We start from the raw sequence: 16,836 nt of genomic DNA on the forward strand, positions 1-16,836 counted from the left end.
TGTGTTGAATGATGAACTCGCTTCGCTCGTTCATGCGGGTCCCCTTACTTGTACATGGTCTGGTTCATGGTTCCGGGGGCGTAGGCGTCCGGGTCGACCCAGACGTTGATCAGCGACGGCAGCCCCGACTCGCGGGCCCGCAGCAGCGCCGGCCCGATGTCCTTCGGGTCGCGAACCTCTTCGCCGTACCCGCCGAGCATCCGGGCGAACTCGTCGTACTTCACGTCGCCGAGGGTGTTGCCGACCCGGCCGCGGTCCTTGCCGTACTTGGCTTCCTGGCCGTAGCGGATCTGGTTCATCGAGGAGTTGTTGCCGACGACACCGACGAACGGCAGCTTGTAGCGGACCAGCGTCTCGAAGTCCCAACCGGTCAGCGAGAACGCGCCGTCGCCGAACAGCGCGACCACTTCCTTGTCCGGTCGCGCGTACTTCGCTGCGAGCACGAACGGGATGCCGACGCCGAGCGTGCCGAGCGGACCCGGGTCCATCCAGTGGCCGGGCGACTTCGGCTGTACGACGCCACCGGAGAAGGTCACGATGTCGCCGCCGTCGCCGATGTAGATCGAGTCCTCGGTGAGGAACTCGTTGATCTCGTGCGCCAGCCGCAGCGGATGGATCGGGTTCGCGTCGGACAGCTGCCGCGGCAGCCGCTTCTGGTACGCCGCGTCCTCCTCGGCGCGCAACTCCGCGAACCAGGCCTTGCGATCGGTCTTGTGCAGCCGGCCCGACGCTGCCTGCGTGACGGCGGCCAGGATCGCGCCCGGATCGCCGACCAGGCCGAGGTCGATGTCGCGGTTCTTCCCGACGGTGCGGTAGTCCATGTCGATCTGCACGACGGTCGCGGACTTCGGCAGCCGGCGCCCGTACCCCATCCGGAAGTCGAACGGCGTACCGACGATCAGGATCAGGTCGGCGTTGTTGAAGCCGTACCGGCGGGACAGGTGGAAGTGATGCGGGTCGCCAGGCGGCAGCGTGCCGCGGGCGGCGCCGTTCATGAAGGCCGGTACGTCGAGGGTCCGCACGAACTCGGTCGCCGCGTCGCTGCCGCGAGCGGTCCACACCTGGGTGCCGAGCAGTACGACGGGCTTCTCGGCCCGGACGAGCAAGTCGGCCAGCGCCTCGACGCTCGCGGGGTCGCCGATGCTCTTCGTGGACGCCCGGTAGTGCCCGGCCTCGGGGACGGTCGCGGACTCGACCGGCACCGAGTTGTCCAGGATGTCGCGCGGGATCTCCAGGAACGACGGGCCGGGCGCGCCGTTGTAGCACTCGCGGAACGCCATCGAGACCATGTCCGCGGCCCGCGCGGTGTGCGCCACGGTCGCGGCGAACTTGGTGATCGGCGTCATCATGTCGACGTGCGGCAGGTCCTGCAGGGACCCCATCTTGTGCTGGTTCAGGGCACCCTGGCCGCCGATCAGCAGCATCGGGCTCTCGGCGCGGAACGCGTTCGCGACACCGGTGACCGCGTCCGTCGTACCGGGGCCGGCGGTGACGACCGCGCAGCCGGGCTTGCCGGTGACCCGTGCGTACCCGTCGGCGGCGTGCGCCGCGACCTGCTCGTGCCGCACGTCGACCACCGCGATGCCCTCGTCCACGCAGCCGTCGTAGATGTCGATGATGTGACCGCCACAGAGCGTGAAGATCACGTCGATCCCCTCGGCCTTCAAGGCCTTCGCGACGAGGTGACCACCGGAGATGGTCTCCGGCTCCTTGACCACCGCTGTGGGTTGGGTCTCCGACACTGTCTGCGCCATCTGCAGTCAACTCCTCGGAAGGGCCGTGATCCGGCTTGATGTAGATTGCATACCGTATGGTGTAGTCGTAGTCTTATCCCAGCGCCTAGCCGTTGTCCAGAGTTCGTACGCAGGAGGCTGTGATGACGATTTCCGACGAGCTCGACCGGACCCGTGCCGCACTCCTCGCACTGGAGAAGTCCCTTGTGGCGTTGAGGAATCGCGTCGGCCCGCATCTCGACGTACTGCGGCTGATCGACGATCTGGAGCGGTGTACGGCGGACCTTCGGCGCCTCGAACAGCAGGTTCGCGCCCCTCGCCGGCACGAACTCGTGACGATCCCGGACGACGACTACGACCACGATTTCTGGGCGGAAGCCGAACACGAAGGCTTGGGCTGAGTTGCGAGGCACAGCTTCAGAAGGCTTCGCAGGCGTACGTCGCGGTCACCTCTCGCAGTACGAGCGGTGACCGCGACTGCTTCTGCTGCCTGTTCCGTGGCGACGAACGTGCGGTAGAACGGCTCGCTCCAGCCCAGCCGTCCGAGCGTTGGCAACCACCAGCGCGCTGCTCCGCCAGGATCGTCGTCGGAACCAAGGAGGTGCAGCGCAGTCCGATGGGCCGCCGCCATCCTCCGCCGCTCGTCACCGGTCAGCTCGCCACTCGCGAGCGCAGTGGAGACGCACAACGCGACGAGACGGGCCGATGCCTCGAAACCAACGCTGCTCGTGTTGATGAAGCGTGGCGCGAGCGGCAGCAGTTGCCGACGACCGGCTGAGCTGCTGTGGTCGTGGGCTGCCCGTGCGACCGAACTAAGGACGGGATGCACGCACGCGGGGCGATCCGTCCACGGTTCGCGCGCGAGGCGGGACACCAATTCCATCACGCACGGATCGGGTCGCTGGACCGTCCCGTAGCCGTTCACTCGCCCGCCACCGGCGTACCGAGCTGGGGCCGCATGGGCAACGCCGGCCGACCGGGTTGTTTGAGGAGGCGCACACTCAGCGCAGTCAGTACGCCGAGCAGCCCGGCTCCGAGGAACAGCGGCCGGTAACCAACGACGGCGATCACGGAAGCGGCGACGCCGATGCCGACCAGGCCGCCGACCGCCTTCGCGGAGTACAGGATGGCCTGGTTCTGCAGCAGGCTGTTCTCGCCGAAGAACTCCAGCACGAGGTTCGCCATGATCGCGTAGAACGCGCCGCCACCCAGGCCCGCGAACATCGCGCAGACCACGAACGCCCAGCCGGCATCGACTGCCACCAGACCGACGTGGGCGAAGCCTTCGATCATCAGTACGGCGGCCAGCACCCGACGGCGACCGAATCGATCGGACAGGTGACCTGCCAGCGATCTTCCAAGACCGTTGACAGCGGCAAGCATTCCGGCAGCCGTCGCAGCCACCGTCAGACTGAGGTCCGCACTGACGCCGTAGCTCACCACGAAGCCGATGCCGAGCAGCGACAACGCCGTACTAATTGCCAGCAGCAACCACATCAGCGGCAGCGCGCCGGTCCGCATCGCCTCACCCGGACGGTACTGCCGGACCGCGGGCGCGTTGTGCGGGATGCTGCGGTTCAGCTTCCGATCGATCGCCCACGCCTGCGCGTCGATGTCCGCAGGCCACCAGTGCCGCGGCGGATCCTTCAGCAGACCGCCGGCGACCAGGACGACCAGCACCGCCACCAGAGCGGTCAGGTCGTACACGATCGACTGCTCCACCCGAGTCAGCAAGAAGATGCTCGGTACGGCGCCGACCGCGAATCCTCCCGTGACGAATCCGATCGTCGCCGTACGCCGGTCCGGGAACCAGCGCGCCGACGTGGTGATGCAGGCGGCGTACACGAGGCCCGCCCCGGTGCCACCGAGGAGCGAGTAGCCGACGACGACCGCGCCGTAGCTGTGCACGTGGGCGAGGGTGACGAGGCCGATCGCCGCGAGCACACCACCACCGATGACGAGCTGCGTCGGCGTTGCCCGCCGTACCCGATGGGCCCAGGCGGCCGGGATCGCGACGAGGGCTTGGCAGGCGACGAAGACTGCGAGCAGCCACAAGGTTTGGGCCGCACCCCAGCCGCGGTCCGAGGCCAGGCCGAGCGCTGCGGTGCCGAACGAGTACTGCAACGGACTGATCGCGACCATGCAGGCCCAAGCCGCCCAGAGTTGCCAGCGGCGCGAGTGGCCGGTCAGTTCACGGGCGTCCTCGCCGATCCGGTACCGCCGGCCGTAGACGTCACGTAGGTCCCGGGGCGTCACGTGATTCATATCGCCTCCTGACTACTGCATACCGTATGAAGTCTGTGGTACTCCTCCGCGCCGGAGCTTGTCCAGACCTGGGGCGTCACTCTTGTGACGCGATTGCATACCGCATACAGTCGTCACCACACATTCTGGGAGGCGACGACGTGGACCTCATGGAGTACCAAGCCAAGGAGCTCTTTGCCCGGCACGGCGTTCCGGTGACGCTGGGGCGGGTAATCGAGGACGCGGCCGACGCCGCGGAGGCGGCCCGCGCGCTCGGCGGGCGCGTGGTGGTGAAGGCGCAGGTGAAGACCGGTGGGCGCGGCAAGGCCGGCGGCGTGAAACTGGCCGCGACCCCGGACGAGGCGCAGGCGAAGGCGGCCGAGATCCTCGGGATGAACATCAAGGGTCACACCGTGCAGCGCGTGCTGCTGGCGCCGGCCGCGGACATCGCCCAGGAGTACTACTTCTCGTTCCTGGTCGATCGGGCGAACCGCGAGTACCTGTGTATCGCCAGCACCGAAGGCGGTGTGGAGATCGAGGAGGTCGCACACACCAACCCGGACGCGATCGCGAAGGTGCGGATCGACCCGGCGACCGGCGTCGACGAGGCGAAGGCCGCGGAGATCGTGACGGCCGCCGGGTTCCCGGCCGAAGCGGCCACCGTCGTGCAGCGGTTGTGGGACGTGTTCATCGCGGAGGACGCGTCGCTGGTCGAGGTGAATCCGCTGGTGAAGCTCGGCGACGGGTCGTTGGAGGCGCTCGACGGGAAGGTCACGCTCGACGACAACGCGGCGTACCGGCACCCGCATCACACCGGCTTCGACGACAAGGCGGCCGGCGATCCGCTCGAGGCCGAGGCGCATGCCAAGGGCCTGAACTACGTGAAGCTGGACGGCTCGGTCGGGATCATCGGCAACGGCGCGGGTCTGGTGATGTCGACGCTCGACGTGGTCGCATACGCGGGTTCGCCGTACGGCGTGAAACCGGCCAACTTCCTGGACATCGGCGGCGGCGCCTCGGCCGAGGTGATGGCGAACGGGCTCGGGATCATCCTGTCCGACCCGCAGGTGCGCAGCGTCTTCGTGAACGTGTTCGGCGGGATCACCGCCTGCGACGCGGTCTCGAACGGCATCGTGCAGGCGCTGGCACTGCTCGGCAACCAGGCCGACAAGCCGCTCGTCGTCCGGCTGGACGGCAACAACGTCGAGGAAGGCCGCAAGATCCTTGCCAAGGCCAACCATCCGCTGGTGACCGTGGTCGACACGATGGACGGCGCAGCGGCGCGCGCCGCCGAGCTCGCCGCTTAGAAGGGACTGTTCGAGATGGCCATATTCCTGACCGAGAAGAGCCGGGTCGTCGTGCAGGGCATGACCGGGTCCGAGGGACAGAAGCACACCAGCCGGATGCTTGCCGCCGGCACCAATGTTGTCGGCGGCGTGACGCCCGGCAAGGGCGGGCAGTCGGTGGACTTCGCGCGACGCTCGATCCCGGTGTACGGGTCGTGTGCGGACGCGGTGAAGGCGGCGGACGCGGACGTGTCGGTGGTCTTCGTGCCGCCACGGTTCACCCACGGGGCAGTCATCGAGGCCGTCGACGCGGGGATCCCGCTGGTGGTGGTGATCACCGAGGGCGTCCCCGTTCACGACACCGCGGCGTTCTTCGCGCACGCACAGGCCAACGGGACGCGCGTCATCGGGCCGAACTGTCCGGGGATCATCAGCCCCGGGAGGTCCAACGCGGGGATCATTCCCGCCGACATCGCGGGACCCGGGCGGATCGGTCTGGTGTCGAAGTCCGGCACGCTGACCTACCAGATGATGTACGAGCTGCGGGACTTCGGGTTCTCGACCGCGATCGGGATCGGTGGCGACCCGATCATCGGGACCACGCACATCGACGCGCTGCGGGCTTTCCAGGACGACCCGGACACCGACGCGATCGTGATGATCGGTGAGATCGGTGGTGACGCCGAGGAGCGGGCGGCCGCGTTCATCAAGGAGAACGTGACCAAGCCGGTCGTCGGGTACGTCGCCGGGTTCACCGCGCCGGAGGGCAAGACGATGGGCCACGCCGGCGCGATCGTCTCCGGCTCGTCCGGTACGGCGGCCGCGAAGCAGGAGGCCCTCGAGGCAGCCGGCGTACGCGTAGGCAAAACCCCCACCGAAACCGCAGACCTACTACGCACCGCCCTCTCCCCCACCCACCAGCCAGCCTGACGCCCCCCTTCAGGGTTGACCTGCAGCTCGACAGGTAGAGCACCGGCGAGCGCTGTACGCACGAACACGTTCACGCTCAGGTGCACTACCCAGCCACCCGACACATCCTGTCGAGCTGCCGATCACCCACACCTCAGTACGAAGACAGCTGGGGTAGGTGATCGGTCAGCGGGAGTGGGGTGGGGCGGTGCTGTGGCGGATGATCAGTTCGGTGGGGACTGCTACCGGGGCGTGGTCGTCCGTGGCGTGGATCTCGGCGAGGAGGGTGTCGACGCTGCGGCGGCCGATGTCGGCGAAGGTCTGACGGACTGTGGTGAGAGGCGGCCAGAACTGGGCCGCCTCTTCCATGTCGTCGAAGCCGACCACGCTCACGTCGTTCGGCACCGTCCGGCCGTGCTCGTGCAGGGCGCGGAGCAGGCCGAGCGCCATCTGGTCGTTGGCGGCGAAGATCGCCGTCACGGCGTCGTCCGCGGCGAGCCGGCAGCCGGCGTCGTACCCGGCCGCCGACGACCAGTCGCCGATGAGCAGCGGCGGTACGTCGCAACCGTGGTCGCGGAGCGTCTGCTCCCACGAGCGGCGGCGCTGGTCCGCGGCGTACGACGACGGCGGTCCGCCCAGATGCCACACCGTCTTGTGCCCCAGCCCGAGCAGGTGCTCGGTCGCCAGCCGGGCACCCTGCATCTGGTCGGTGTCGACGACCGGGTGGTCGTAGTGGACTCCCGCGTGCACGACCACGACCGGCAAGCCGACGGGCAGCTGTACGTCGTCGAGCACCTGCGCCTCGATCATCATGATGACGCCGTCCACGGCCTGCTCCCCCAGCCGGGTGAACGCGTCCGCCACGGCCTGGCGGCTGACCGCGAGCACCGGCATCAAGTTGACCGAGTAGCCACGCGCCGTCGCAGCCGTGGCGATCGCGTCGAGCGTCCGCGTCGTACCGAAGGTGGAGAGCTCGAAGACGATCACGCCGATGCTGCGGAACTCGCCGCTTCGCAGGGCGCGGGCGGCGCCGTTGGGGCGATAGCCGAGCTGGCGCATCGCGTCCTTGACCCGGGCCCGGGTGACTGCGTCCACGTTCTGCCGGCCGTTCGCGACGCGGGACACGGTCTGTCCGGACACCCCGGCCAGTCGCGCCACATCAGCCATCGACGGACCTCGCCGCCGCCTCCCCAAGGTTCCTTCCACCCGGCACCTCCCGTGGTGCAGGAGTTTAGACATGTTTGCGTCAACACGCCGGTCGTACGGCGAGCCGGACGAGCTGGAACAGGTGGGTCCGGCGTCGCTGTTTGCCGGACCCACCTGGCTCAGACGCCGACCTTGCTCGCCAACAGATCGGCTACGGCGTGGACGGCGCGGAGGGTGGGAGCTTTGACGCCCGTGAGGTCGGCGAGTTCGACGACCGCGGCGAGGATGACGTCGAGTTCGAGAGGCTTGTCCTTCTCGAGGTCCTGCAGCATCGAGGTCTTGTGCTCGCCGACACGTTCGGCGCCGTCGAGCCGTTTGTCCACGGAGATCTCGGGGTGGCAGCCGAGCGCGGCGGCGATCTCCAGCGACTCCTCCATCATCAGCCGTACCATCTGCCGGGTGCCCTGGTGCTTCGCGATCTCGACCATCGTCGCCCGGGCCAGCGCGCTGATCGGGTTGAACGCCGCGTTCCCGAGCAGCTTGATCCAGATGTCGTTGCGGATGTCGTCCTCGACCGGGCACTTCAGCCCGCCGGCGATCATCGCCGTACTGAAGGCTGCACACCGCTCCGACTGCCCGCCGCCGGGTTCGCCGATCGAGAAGCGGGTGCCTTCCAGGTGCCGTACGACGCCTGGACCTTCGAGCTCGGTCGAGCAGTACACGACGCAGCCGATCGCGCGGTCGAGGTCGAGTACCTGGGTGACGGCGCCACCGGGGTCGACCGATTCGATCCGGCGGCCCTCGTACGGGCCTTTCAGACCGTGGAAGTACCACCAGGGGATGCCGTTCTGCGCTGCCACCACCACCGTGTGGTCGTGCAGCAGGGGCTGGAGCAGCGGGCCGGCGCTCGCGTACGAGTTCGCCTTGAGGCCGAGAAAGACATAGTCGACCGGGCCGATCCCGACCGGGTCGTCGGTGGCCGGCGTCCGGGCCGTGAAGTCACCGCGTGGGCTGAGCACCGTGACACCGTTCGACCGGATCGCTTCCAGATGCGCGCCGCGGGCAACCAGGTGGACCTCTGTCCCACCACGGTGCAGCGCCGCGCCGACGTACGCACCGATCGCACCGGCGCCGAGAACCGCAACTCTCATAAAAGGTCCCTGCTTTCCGGGAGGCTTGTATACGGCATACAGTAGGCTGGAGGCTGAATGCGGTCAAGATCACACTCCCTGGCAAGCGCTCGCCAAAAACTGTTCGATGCGCAGCGATGAATCGGGGCCTGCTCGGCGGTAAGTACCTGCGTGAATCACTCGACACAGGGAGCAGGAACCATGGGCCACGTCATCGTCACCGGATTCGTCAGCCTCGACGGCATCGTCACCGACCCCGACGGCTCCGGCGGTACGCCGGCCGGCGGCTGGGCGTTCCGCCACGGCCCCGAGACCGTCGGCGGCGACAAGTTCCGGCTCGGCGAACTGATGGACACCGGCGTACTGCTGCTCGGCCGGACCACCTGGGAGCTGTTCAGCCGGCTCTGGCCGAACCGCACCGACGACTTCTCGACCCGGATGAACAAGATGGCCAAGGTGGTCGCGTCGCACTCGCTGACCGACCTGTCGGCCTTCCCCAACTCGACCCTGATGGACGGCGCACTGACGGACTACGTGCGGACCGAGTCGCGGACCGTCGCGGTCACCGGCAGTCTCAGCGTGATCCGGGCGTTGCAGGCAACCGATCTGGTCGACGAGTACCGGCTGATGACCTTCCCGTCGATCGTCGGCACCGGCGAGAAGTTGTTCGGTCCATCCGACACACCCGTCCACTTCCAGCTCGCCTCAGTCGTCCAGACCGGCGCGGCATCGCTGGCGACGTACGTGCGGCCCTAGCAAGCTGGGCCGGTGACTGAGCTTGCTGGCGCGGGACGCCCTCAGCTGGTACGCCGAGAGGCCGCTGAGGGCGAGTCGGCAGCGGCGGTACGAGAACCTCGCGGCGCGTCGTCAGGGGCGGTTGTGGCAGGCGGACATCGGGCTGGCCGAGCTCCCGCCGTACCCGTTCGCGTGCGAGTGCGGGACCGCCGGCTGCGCGGTCACGTGGCCGGGTACGCCGGACGAGTACGACGTACGGCGTGGCAAGGGGTGGCTGACGGCTCATCCAGCGTGCTAGGGTTTTGGCTCGATAGCAGTTTTGCAGTTCCACGTTCGTGTCGAAGCGCCCGCGGATTTGTGATCCGCCGGGCGTTTTGTCGTATCAGGAGAAAATCATGGCTTTGGGAACAGTGAAGTGGTTCAACGGCGAGAAGGGCTTCGGCTTCATCTCCCAGGAGGACGGCGGCGCCGACGTATTCGTGCACTACTCGGCGATCCAGACGCAGGGCTTCCGCTCCCTGGACGAGAACCAGCGGGTTGAGTTCGAGATCGCGCAGGGCCCGAAGGGCCTGCAGGCGGAGAACGTCCGCCCGGTCTGATGCTGTAAACGGCAGACCCGGTTCACGCCGGGTCTGCCGTGTTCCACAGGTACTCGCCGTCTTCCAGTACGTCGGTGCGAGCGAGACCGATCGCGGCCGCGACAGCAGCCGACGCAGTGTGGTCCGGATGCACGTGTGCGATGATCCGGCCGATTCTCTGAGCCCGTAGCCAGGTGACCAGTCCCTGGGCGGCCTCCTTCGCGAAACCGCGGCCCTGCCAAGCGGTGCCGATCACCCATGCGATCTCCGCCGTACCGTCGATGACGGTCGCCTGGACGTAGCCGATCAGCGTGTCCTCGTACTTGATCACCCAGTTGAGCCACTGCTCGTCCGGACGTCCCGGACCGGCCAGTTGGCGGCGGTAGCGTGCCTCCAGAGCCGCTACGGACGGCGGTTCGCCGCCGGTGAAGGTGTAGAGGGCGGGGTCGGACAGTACCTCTGCCATCGGGGCGGCGTACTCGACCTCGAGCGGCAGCAGCGCCAGACGGTCAGTGGCGATCACCCGCGCAACGGTAACGCCATTTGCCGGACCGGCAACATGATGTGGGCAGCGTCGGCGACGGGGACGAGACTGTCGTCATGATCGAGATCGATTGGGCTGGAGAGGCCGGACGGCTGCGCGCATCGGCCGAGGGCGAGACCGACTGGAACGCGGCAGTGGCTCGCAGTCTGGTGCGGGACGGCACCAAGGTCGTCGCCGACATCGGCTGCGGCGGTGGCGGGATGGCCAAGGCGCTGGCGGAGGCGTTGCCCGGTGCGACGGTGGTGGCGATCGACGCGGATCCCGACGTACTGGAGCAGGCACGGGAGCACACTGCGGGCCTCGTGCGGTGCGAGCTGGCGTCGATGGACGACGGGGCGGCGCCGTTGCGTCGGGCAATCGACGCTCCGGCCGACCTGATCTGGGCATCGGCCTCCGTCCACCACGCTGCCGATCAGCAGGCCGCTGTGGACGCGCTGGCCTCGCTGCTCGCGCCCGGTGGGCGGCTGGCGCTCGCCGAAGGCGGCCTGCCCGCACGGCACCTGCCCTGGGATCTCGGAGTCGGCGAGCCCGGGCTGGAGCTACGGCTCGACCTGGCCCAGGACCGGTGGTTCAAGGCGATGCGCGACTCACTGCCGGGGTCGGTGCCGATGCCGTACGGGTGGACCGAGGCGCTGACCCGGGCCGGGCTCACCGAGGCAACGACGCGGAGCGTTCTGACCGAGACGCCGGCGCCGTTGTCACCGGAGCGGCTGGACGGCGTCGTAGGTGCGTTCCGGACGCGGATCGAGCGGCTCACCGGCTCCGAGCAGGGACATGGACACGGTCACGGACATGGTCACGGGCACGTAGTTTCCGACGAGGAGTGGCTGACTCCGGAGGATCTGGACGCCTGGCGGCAGTTGCTGGATCCGGACGGACCGCACTACCTCGGGCGGCGCTCCGACCTCGCCGTACTGTCCGTCCGCAGCGTCCACCTGGGGCACGCGCCGCGCTGACAGGGCACGCCGTCGCCGCACTGTCGGCCCGTCACCGTAAGGTGGGTGCCCATGAACGACCGGCTGGTGTGGATCGACTGCGAGATGACCGGCCTCGACCTGGCCAACGACGCCTTGATCGAGGTTGCGGTTCTGGTCACCGACTACGAACTGAACGTGCTCGGCGACGGGATCGACCTGGTGATCGCGCCGCCACCGGCCGCGCTCGACCAGATGGGTGACTTCGTCCGCGACATGCACACCGCGTCCGGGCTGCTCGAAGAGCTCGCCAGCGGCATCCCGCTCGCCGACGCCGAGGAGCAGGTGCTCGACTTCATCACGTCGTACGTCAAAGAGCCGCGCAAGGCGGCCCTCGCCGGCAACTCGGTCGGCACCGACCGGACCTTCCTGGTCCGCGACATGCCCCGCGTCGAATCACACCTGCACTACCGCAACGTCGACGTCAGCTCGATCAAGGAGCTCGTACGCCGGTGGTACCCGCGCGTGTACTACGCGACGCCGGCCAAGACCGGCAACCACCGCGCCCTCGCCGACATCACCGAAAGCATCTCCGAGCTGAGGTACTACCGGGAGACCGTGTTCGTGCCCCAACCCGGCCCCGACTCCTCCACCGCCCGGGCCGCCGCCAGCCTCGTCGCAGCACCCGCCGAGGACAGCACAACCGGGGCCTGACCTGCTGGTCCACCCTCGATTTCTGGTCCGGACAGTTCGTCGCTATGATTGCTCAGCCGTCGCGGTTCGGACGGCAATGGTGGGTGTAGCTCAGCTGGTAGAGCACCTGGTTGTGGTCCAGGTGGTCGCGGGTTCAAGTCCCGTCACTCACCCCAACAGAAAACCCCAGAGCGGGGGCCCGGAAGGGCTCGTGCCCTGGGGTTTTTTCGTACACACCCTGGGACGGTTCAATCCGACTGTGTCAGCGGGCGACTCATGTCACATTCGGCCACGTCACAGCTGACCGGGCTAGCCCGTCGAGTGTCTGTAGACACCACACTGCAACGGGAGCTCACCATGACAGGCACCCCTATCGCGCTGGGCGTCACTGCTCCAGCCATGCCCTCCGCGACGAAGGAGATCGACCAGTGACGACCTTCGTTCTCGTCCATGGTGCCTGGCACGGTCCATGGGCCTGGGACCTGGTGGTGCCGCTGCTGCACGCCGCCGGGGCTCGTACGCTCACCCCGGATCTCAGCGCCGTCGGCGACCACGGGCTCCATGACGATGCGCGGATTGTCATCGACGTCCTCGACTCGGTTGCGCCGGACGACGACGTCGTACTGGTCGGGCACAGCTATGCGGGTCTCGTCGTCCGGGAGGCGGCCGACGCGCGACCCGGTTCCGTCGGCCACATCGTCCTGGTGGACGGATGGGCAGGAGCCGACGGCGCCAGCCTGGTGAGCCTGGCCCCTGAGTCGTTCGTCACCGCGGTTCGTGCGGCGGCCAAGACCGCGGGCGACGGATGGCGAATCCCGGCTCCCCCTCCACTGGCGTTCGGCATCCGCGACACCGACACCGCAACGTGGCTGGCTGCGCGGACGCTCCCACAACCACTGCGCACCTTCACCGAGCCCACTGTCCTGACCGGAGCAGTCGACCGAATCCCCGGAACAGCTCTCTACTGTGAGCCGCTGACCTATCCGTTCAACCGGTTCGGCGCGGACGTCGGTTACCGGACGCGTGCCCTGAGCGGTCCACATGACCTCATGCTCACCGATCCCGAAACCATCGCCCGGATCCTGCTGGAAAGTTCACTCACGAACGAGAGCACGAAGACGGATAGATAGATCGCGGAACTTCGGAAGGGAACACCGTCATGCCTCTCGTTCACATCGACCTGTCTGCCCAGCGGTCGCCGTTCCAGCGGCGCGCCATCGCAGACGGGGTGCACCAGGCTCTGGTCGACGCGATCGGCATCCCGGCCGACGACCGCTTCCAGATCGTCACCCCGCACGATCCGGAGGAGTTGATCTTCGACCCGAACTACCTCGGCGTGGCCCGCCGGGATGTCGTCTACGTCCAGATCACCCTCGTCCAAGGGCGTTCGCGGGAACTCAAGCTGGACCTGTACCGGCGGATCACCGACCTGTTGGCCGAGGCCGGCGTGCGGCCCGAGGACGTGGTCATCACTCTCGTCGAGAACGCCCTGGACAACTGGTCCGTGGGCAACGGCCGGGCGCAACTGGTCGAGCTCGGTACTGTGCCGGGAGCGCGCGTCGAGCCGTGATCAGAGTGGGCGCTGCGCGACGGGACTGCGTGGGCGTCCGGCCGCGTCGTTGAGTGCGTCGAGGAGGGCGCGTACGGCGGGCTGGGTCAGGGCGATGTCGCGCACCGCGGTGTAGATCGCCCGGATCGGCTCGGGGTTGCGGACTCTTCGGACGGCGAGGCCAGGATGCCTGGTCGTGCTCAGGCCCAACTGAGGGATGAGGCTGACTCCGATGCCTGCGGCAACGAAGCCCTGCGCCGTCGTGTGATCCTCGCTCCTGGCAACAAAGTTGGGGCTGAAACCCGCGGCGGCGCAGGCGTTCAGGACCGGCTCGAGGCAGGGGCCGGGCGGTTCGCTGCCGACCCAGGACTCTTCGGCGAGGTCGGCGAGGTTCAGCACCCGCTGGCCGGCGAGCCTGTGCCCGGCCGGCAGCACCGCCCGGTAGGGATCGTCGAGCAGACGTTCCACACGGACGCCAGGTCGCCCCGCGCCCCCCGGGCCGACCAGGAGTGTCAGGTCGGTGCCGTCTTGCTGTACGCCTTTGAACGGGTCGTCGCTGTCGGTCAGCTTGAGGTCGATGGTGAGCCCGGTGTACTCCTGCCGGAGCCGCGCCAGCGCGGGGGCGAGCAAGGTCGGACCGACCGAACTGAAGTAGCGGATCGAGAGTTTGCCCGTCCGGCCGGCCCGCAGATCGCGCAAGGCGCTCTCCGCCTCGGCGAGATTCTGGCCGATGACGGCCGCGTGTCCGGTGAGCAGCCGGCCGGCCGCGGTCGGCTGAACTCCCCGGCCGACCCGTTCGAGCAAGGCGATGCCGGCTTCCTTCTCCAGCGCCGCCATCTGCTGGCTGACCGCGGAGGGCGTGAAACCCAGGTGCGCCGCGGCGGCCGTCACCGAACCGCTGCTGACCACCGCCCGCAGGACTTGCAGACGCCGAGCATCAAGCATGTAGCAGAGCTTAATCCACCTTCGGAACTTTTCGCTTGTCCTTCCAGGTTGCTCAAGGCACCGTACCTGCGAAGGCCCGAGTGAAGGAGACAGCACATGAGCGGCGCCACCGGCAGGACGGGAGCCTTGGTGCGGCTCGCCACACTGGCTCTGCTCTGGGGAGCGACCTTCCTCTGGATCGAGCTGGCCCTGGACGCGCTGTCCTCGGTCCAAGTGACATTCGCGCGTTGCGTGCTGGGGTCACTCACGCTGCTCGCGGTCTGCTTCGGCACCCGTCGGCGGCTCCCCCGGGGCTGGGCGATCTGGGGACACGTCATCGTGGCGGCGTTCTTCTGCAACGCCTTCCCCTTCATGATGTTCAGCATCGGCCAGCAGACCATCGATTCCGGCGTGGCCGGTGTCCTGAACGCGACCACGCCACTGTGGTCTCTGGTGATCGGCGTCCTGATCGGCACCGAGCGGGGAATCCGCCCGATCCGGCTGCTCGGGCTGGTCCTGGGCTTCGGCGGTGTGGCACTGATCTTCGCGCCGTGGCAGCAGACCGGACAGGTGGGAGCCGGCGCGCTCGCCATCGTCGCGGCCGCCGCGAGCTACGCCGTCGGGTTCGCCTACATGGGCCGCAAGCTGGCCGGCCGCGGGATCCCGACGATCTCCCTGTCCGCCGCGCAGCTCTGCGCCGCGACGGCGCTGACCGCGCTCTCGCTGCCGGCAGGCGGTCTGCGGCCGCCGGTCGATCTCGACCTGAAGGCCGTGCTCGCGGTGATCGTGCTGGGCGTGTTCAGCACCGGCGTCACCTTCCACCTCACCTACCGGATCATCGCGGACGAGGGCGCCACCAACGCCGCGTCGGTCGGCTACCTGCTGCCGGTGGTGTCAGTGCTACTGGGCACCGTCATCCTCGGCGAGGACTTCAGCGTCCGGATCGCCGCGGGCATGCTCGTCGTCCTGATCGGCGTCGCGATGACCCGGCGCGCACGCAAGCCTCCGTCGGTCGCCCCGCCGACCTCTCAACCCAAGATCGGAACCAGTGCGTGACGCACACACCTGGTTCGGGTGCTCCCGAACCGTTCGGCCATTACTCGCCGTCGACCATCTCGCCGGACGGAACGATCTGGGTGTCGGCACAACTGCCGGTCGGCGGCGGCGTCCGTACCGACTCCCCGGTACCGGACCAGGCGCGTCAAGCGATACTGCAGCTCCTGTCGATCGTCGAAGCCGCCGGCGGCACGGTCGCGTCGATCGCCAAGGTGACGCTGTACGTGACGGACATCGGCGACTGGGACGCTGTCGATGCGGTCTTCGCCGAGGAGTTCGGCACGCACCGTCCGGCCCGGGCGGTGCTCCAGGTGGCGGGACTGCACCACGGTTTCAAGGTCGCCGCAGACGCCGTCGCGTGGCGGGTTCACCGCTGATGATCCTGCACCAGGTCGACGCGTTCACCCGTACGCCGTTCACGGGCAACGCGGCGGGCGTCGTACTGTCGGCAGAGGGCCTGTCCGACGCACAGATGCTGGCCGTTGCCCGCGAACTCAACAACTCCGAAACGGCGTTCGTTCTGCCTGCCGATGGGGCCGACCACGACGTCCGGGTCCGCTTCTTCACCCCGACGGTCGAGGTCCCGACCTGCGGGCACGCCACCGTCGCGACCCACTTCGCCCGGGCCGTCGAGTACGGGCTCCCGTCGGGGGCGCTGGTCCAGAAGACCGGAACCGGGCTGCTCCAAGGGATCGAGATCCAGCGCGCGGGAGACCGGGTCAGCATCGGCATGGACCAGGGCATCGCGTCCTTCGGGCCCGAGTTGCGTCCCGACCAGGTCGACCGGCTCCTGTCCGCGCTGGGATGTGGGCGCGCTGATCTCGGCGCCGGTCCCGTCCAGGTCGTGTCGACCGGGCACTCGAAGGTCCTGGTGGAACTCCGCGACCGTGACGTCGTCGACGGGCTCCGCCCCGACGCGGCCGCGTTGACGACTCTCAGCCAGGAGGTGGGCAGCAACGGCTACTTCGCCTTCACCCGGGCCACGGGCGAGGCCCGGCTGCTGACCTGGTCCCGGATGTTCGCACCCGCGATCGGGATCTCCGAGGATCCGGTGACCGGCAACGGGCACGGACCGCTCGGCGCCTACCTGGTTCGGCACGGCCTCGTCCCGGCCGCCGACGGCGTACTGACATTCACCGGACGTCAAGGGGAAGCAATGGGCCGCCCCGGCGAGGTCCGGGTGACCGTCCGAACCCGCGGGAGTCAGGTCCTGGCGTCCATCGCCGGTGACGCGGCGATCGCGTTCCGGGCCGAGCTGCACCTCTGACCTGCACCCGCGCCTTCCGGACTGTGTTCACTATCTACACATCTTTCATATATATGTGAATATTGCGTATCTTCATCCTATGCCTCCGATCGTTCTGACATCCGTCCCCCTGAAGTACCCGCGCGAAG

At 68.3% G+C, this 16,836-nt stretch carries 19 protein-coding genes and 1 tRNA gene; 14 read left to right on the top strand and 6 right to left on the bottom strand.

Going from position 1 to position 16,836, the window contains the following annotated elements; all coding sequences use genetic code 11:
- Positions 1 to 44: 44 nt before the first annotated feature.
- Positions 45 to 1,754 (bottom strand): thiamine pyrophosphate-binding protein, encoded by a 1,710-nt coding sequence (locus tag E0H45_RS30165; protein ID WP_131343473.1) that lies wholly within the window; start codon positions 1,752 to 1,754, stop codon positions 45 to 47.
- 122 nt (positions 1,755 to 1,876) lie between these two features.
- Here E0H45_RS30165 and E0H45_RS30170 point away from each other — a divergent pair, with 122 nt between their 5' ends.
- Positions 1,877 to 2,134, top strand: a complete 258-nt coding sequence (locus tag E0H45_RS30170; protein ID WP_131343475.1) for a hypothetical protein — start codon at positions 1,877 to 1,879, stop codon at positions 2,132 to 2,134.
- 520 nt (positions 2,135 to 2,654) lie between these two features.
- On the opposite strand, the gene E0H45_RS30175 is transcribed toward E0H45_RS30170, so the two are convergent.
- Positions 2,655 to 3,998: an MFS transporter gene (locus E0H45_RS30175; protein ID WP_131343477.1), complete on the bottom strand. Its 1,344-nt coding sequence runs from the start codon at positions 3,996 to 3,998 to the stop codon at positions 2,655 to 2,657.
- A 140-nt stretch (positions 3,999 to 4,138) separates the two neighbouring features.
- Here E0H45_RS30175 and sucC point away from each other — a divergent pair, with 140 nt between their 5' ends.
- Together sucC and sucD are read left to right on the top strand one after the other, a co-directional pair.
- A complete protein-coding gene (gene sucC / locus E0H45_RS30180) occupies positions 4,139 to 5,284 on the top strand; it encodes an ADP-forming succinate--CoA ligase subunit beta (protein WP_131343479.1) in 1,146 nt (381 codons plus the stop codon).
- 15 nt (positions 5,285 to 5,299) lie between these two features.
- A complete protein-coding gene (gene sucD, locus E0H45_RS30185) occupies positions 5,300 to 6,193 on the top strand; it encodes a succinate--CoA ligase subunit alpha (RefSeq protein WP_131343481.1) in 894 nt (297 codons plus the stop codon).
- A 165-nt stretch (positions 6,194 to 6,358) separates the two neighbouring features.
- Here the strand turns inward: sucD and E0H45_RS30190 are convergent, their stop codons facing one another.
- Entirely contained in the window at positions 6,359 to 7,339 is a 981-nt protein-coding gene (locus E0H45_RS30190) for a LacI family DNA-binding transcriptional regulator (protein WP_131343483.1), read from the bottom strand.
- A 158-nt stretch (positions 7,340 to 7,497) separates the two neighbouring features.
- On the bottom strand, positions 7,498 to 8,469 hold the full coding sequence (locus E0H45_RS30195) for a 2-dehydropantoate 2-reductase (RefSeq protein ID WP_131343485.1): 972 nt from the start codon (positions 8,467 to 8,469) through the stop codon (positions 7,498 to 7,500).
- Positions 8,470 to 8,649: 180 nt separating this feature from the next.
- On the opposite strand from E0H45_RS30195, the gene E0H45_RS30200 reads away from it, so the two are divergent.
- The 3 genes from E0H45_RS30200 (at position 8,650) to E0H45_RS30210 (ending at position 9,782) form a co-directional block, all read left to right on the top strand.
- Positions 8,650 to 9,204: a dihydrofolate reductase family protein gene (locus E0H45_RS30200; RefSeq protein ID WP_131343487.1), complete on the top strand. Its 555-nt coding sequence runs from the start codon at positions 8,650 to 8,652 to the stop codon at positions 9,202 to 9,204.
- A 22-nt stretch (positions 9,205 to 9,226) separates the two neighbouring features.
- Positions 9,227 to 9,481 carry a hypothetical protein gene (locus tag E0H45_RS30205; protein ID WP_202872564.1) on the top strand — a complete coding sequence of 85 codons (255 nt, stop codon included), beginning with the start codon at positions 9,227 to 9,229 and terminating at the stop codon, positions 9,479 to 9,481.
- 97 nt (positions 9,482 to 9,578) lie between these two features.
- Positions 9,579 to 9,782, top strand: a complete 204-nt coding sequence (locus E0H45_RS30210; protein WP_130381366.1) for a cold-shock protein — start codon at positions 9,579 to 9,581, stop codon at positions 9,780 to 9,782.
- A 22-nt stretch (positions 9,783 to 9,804) separates the two neighbouring features.
- Here the strand turns inward: E0H45_RS30210 and E0H45_RS30215 are convergent, their stop codons facing one another.
- A complete protein-coding gene (locus E0H45_RS30215) occupies positions 9,805 to 10,284 on the bottom strand; it encodes a GNAT family N-acetyltransferase (RefSeq protein ID WP_238155381.1) in 480 nt (159 codons plus the stop codon).
- Positions 10,285 to 10,361: 77 nt separating this feature from the next.
- Here E0H45_RS30215 and E0H45_RS30220 point away from each other — a divergent pair, with 77 nt between their 5' ends.
- The 5 genes from E0H45_RS30220 (at position 10,362) to E0H45_RS30240 (ending at position 13,482) form a co-directional block, all read left to right on the top strand.
- A complete protein-coding gene (locus E0H45_RS30220; RefSeq protein WP_131343489.1) occupies positions 10,362 to 11,261 on the top strand; it encodes a class I SAM-dependent methyltransferase in 900 nt (299 codons plus the stop codon).
- A gap of 51 nt (positions 11,262 to 11,312) precedes the next feature.
- Entirely contained in the window at positions 11,313 to 11,933 is a 621-nt protein-coding gene (gene orn, locus E0H45_RS30225) for an oligoribonuclease (RefSeq protein ID WP_131343491.1), read from the top strand.
- 79 nt (positions 11,934 to 12,012) lie between these two features.
- A tRNA-His gene (locus E0H45_RS30230) sits at positions 12,013 to 12,088 on the top strand.
- A gap of 252 nt (positions 12,089 to 12,340) precedes the next feature.
- A complete protein-coding gene (locus tag E0H45_RS30235; protein ID WP_131343493.1) occupies positions 12,341 to 13,042 on the top strand; it encodes an alpha/beta fold hydrolase in 702 nt (233 codons plus the stop codon).
- Between the two features lie 29 nt (positions 13,043 to 13,071).
- On the top strand, positions 13,072 to 13,482 hold the full coding sequence (locus E0H45_RS30240; RefSeq protein WP_131343494.1) for a tautomerase family protein: 411 nt from the start codon (positions 13,072 to 13,074) through the stop codon (positions 13,480 to 13,482).
- On the opposite strand, the gene E0H45_RS30245 is transcribed toward E0H45_RS30240, so the two are convergent.
- Positions 13,483 to 14,406: a LysR family transcriptional regulator gene (locus E0H45_RS30245; protein WP_131343496.1), complete on the bottom strand. Its 924-nt coding sequence runs from the start codon at positions 14,404 to 14,406 to the stop codon at positions 13,483 to 13,485.
- 96 nt (positions 14,407 to 14,502) lie between these two features.
- Between E0H45_RS30245 and E0H45_RS30250 the strand changes: the two genes are divergently transcribed.
- From E0H45_RS30250 to E0H45_RS30260, 3 genes are read left to right on the top strand one after another with little or no spacing between them, the layout of a single operon-like run.
- The gene (locus E0H45_RS30250) at positions 14,503 to 15,441 is read left to right on the top strand and encodes a DMT family transporter (protein WP_131343498.1); all 939 of its coding nucleotides are present in this window, start codon (positions 14,503 to 14,505) and stop codon (positions 15,439 to 15,441) included.
- Positions 15,438 to 15,818, top strand: a complete 381-nt coding sequence (locus E0H45_RS30255) for a RidA family protein (protein WP_131343500.1) — start codon at positions 15,438 to 15,440, stop codon at positions 15,816 to 15,818. Before E0H45_RS30250 ends, E0H45_RS30255 begins: the two co-directional genes overlap by 4 nt.
- Positions 15,818 to 16,708, top strand: coding sequence for a PhzF family phenazine biosynthesis isomerase (locus E0H45_RS30260; RefSeq protein WP_131343502.1), 891 nt, complete (start codon positions 15,818 to 15,820; stop codon positions 16,706 to 16,708). Before E0H45_RS30255 ends, E0H45_RS30260 begins: the two co-directional genes overlap by 1 nt.
- Positions 16,709 to 16,836: the final 128 nt, after the last annotated feature.

This window comes from Kribbella soli (assembly GCF_004331345.1).
GTDB lineage: Bacteria > Actinomycetota > Actinomycetes > Propionibacteriales > Kribbellaceae > Kribbella > Kribbella soli.

Excerpts from the sequence above, each read along its gene's own strand:
- orn (WP_131343491.1), top strand. The coding sequence starts at position 11,313 with ATGAACGACCGGCTGGTGTGGATCGACTGCGAGATGACCGGCCTCGAC.
- E0H45_RS30200 (WP_131343487.1), top strand. The coding sequence starts at position 8,650 with ATGGGCCACGTCATCGTCACCGGATTCGTCAGCCTCGACGGCATCGTC.
- E0H45_RS30220 (WP_131343489.1), top strand. The coding sequence starts at position 10,362 with ATGATCGAGATCGATTGGGCTGGAGAGGCCGGACGGCTGCGCGCATCG.
- E0H45_RS30245 (WP_131343496.1), bottom strand. The coding sequence starts at position 14,406 with ATGCTTGATGCTCGGCGTCTGCAAGTCCTGCGGGCGGTGGTCAGCAGC.
- E0H45_RS30240 (WP_131343494.1), top strand. The coding sequence starts at position 13,072 with ATGCCTCTCGTTCACATCGACCTGTCTGCCCAGCGGTCGCCGTTCCAG.
- E0H45_RS30250 (WP_131343498.1), top strand. The coding sequence starts at position 14,503 with ATGAGCGGCGCCACCGGCAGGACGGGAGCCTTGGTGCGGCTCGCCACA.
- E0H45_RS30195 (WP_131343485.1), bottom strand. The coding sequence starts at position 8,469 with ATGAGAGTTGCGGTTCTCGGCGCCGGTGCGATCGGTGCGTACGTCGGC.
- E0H45_RS30260 (WP_131343502.1), top strand. The coding sequence starts at position 15,818 with ATGATCCTGCACCAGGTCGACGCGTTCACCCGTACGCCGTTCACGGGC.
- E0H45_RS30190 (WP_131343483.1), bottom strand. The coding sequence starts at position 7,339 with ATGGCTGATGTGGCGCGACTGGCCGGGGTGTCCGGACAGACCGTGTCC.
- sucD (WP_131343481.1), top strand. The coding sequence starts at position 5,300 with ATGGCCATATTCCTGACCGAGAAGAGCCGGGTCGTCGTGCAGGGCATG.
- E0H45_RS30165 (WP_131343473.1), bottom strand. The coding sequence starts at position 1,754 with ATGGCGCAGACAGTGTCGGAGACCCAACCCACAGCGGTGGTCAAGGAG.
- E0H45_RS30210 (WP_130381366.1), top strand. The coding sequence starts at position 9,579 with ATGGCTTTGGGAACAGTGAAGTGGTTCAACGGCGAGAAGGGCTTCGGC.
- E0H45_RS30175 (WP_131343477.1), bottom strand. The coding sequence starts at position 3,998 with ATGAATCACGTGACGCCCCGGGACCTACGTGACGTCTACGGCCGGCGG.
- E0H45_RS30170 (WP_131343475.1), top strand. The coding sequence starts at position 1,877 with ATGACGATTTCCGACGAGCTCGACCGGACCCGTGCCGCACTCCTCGCA.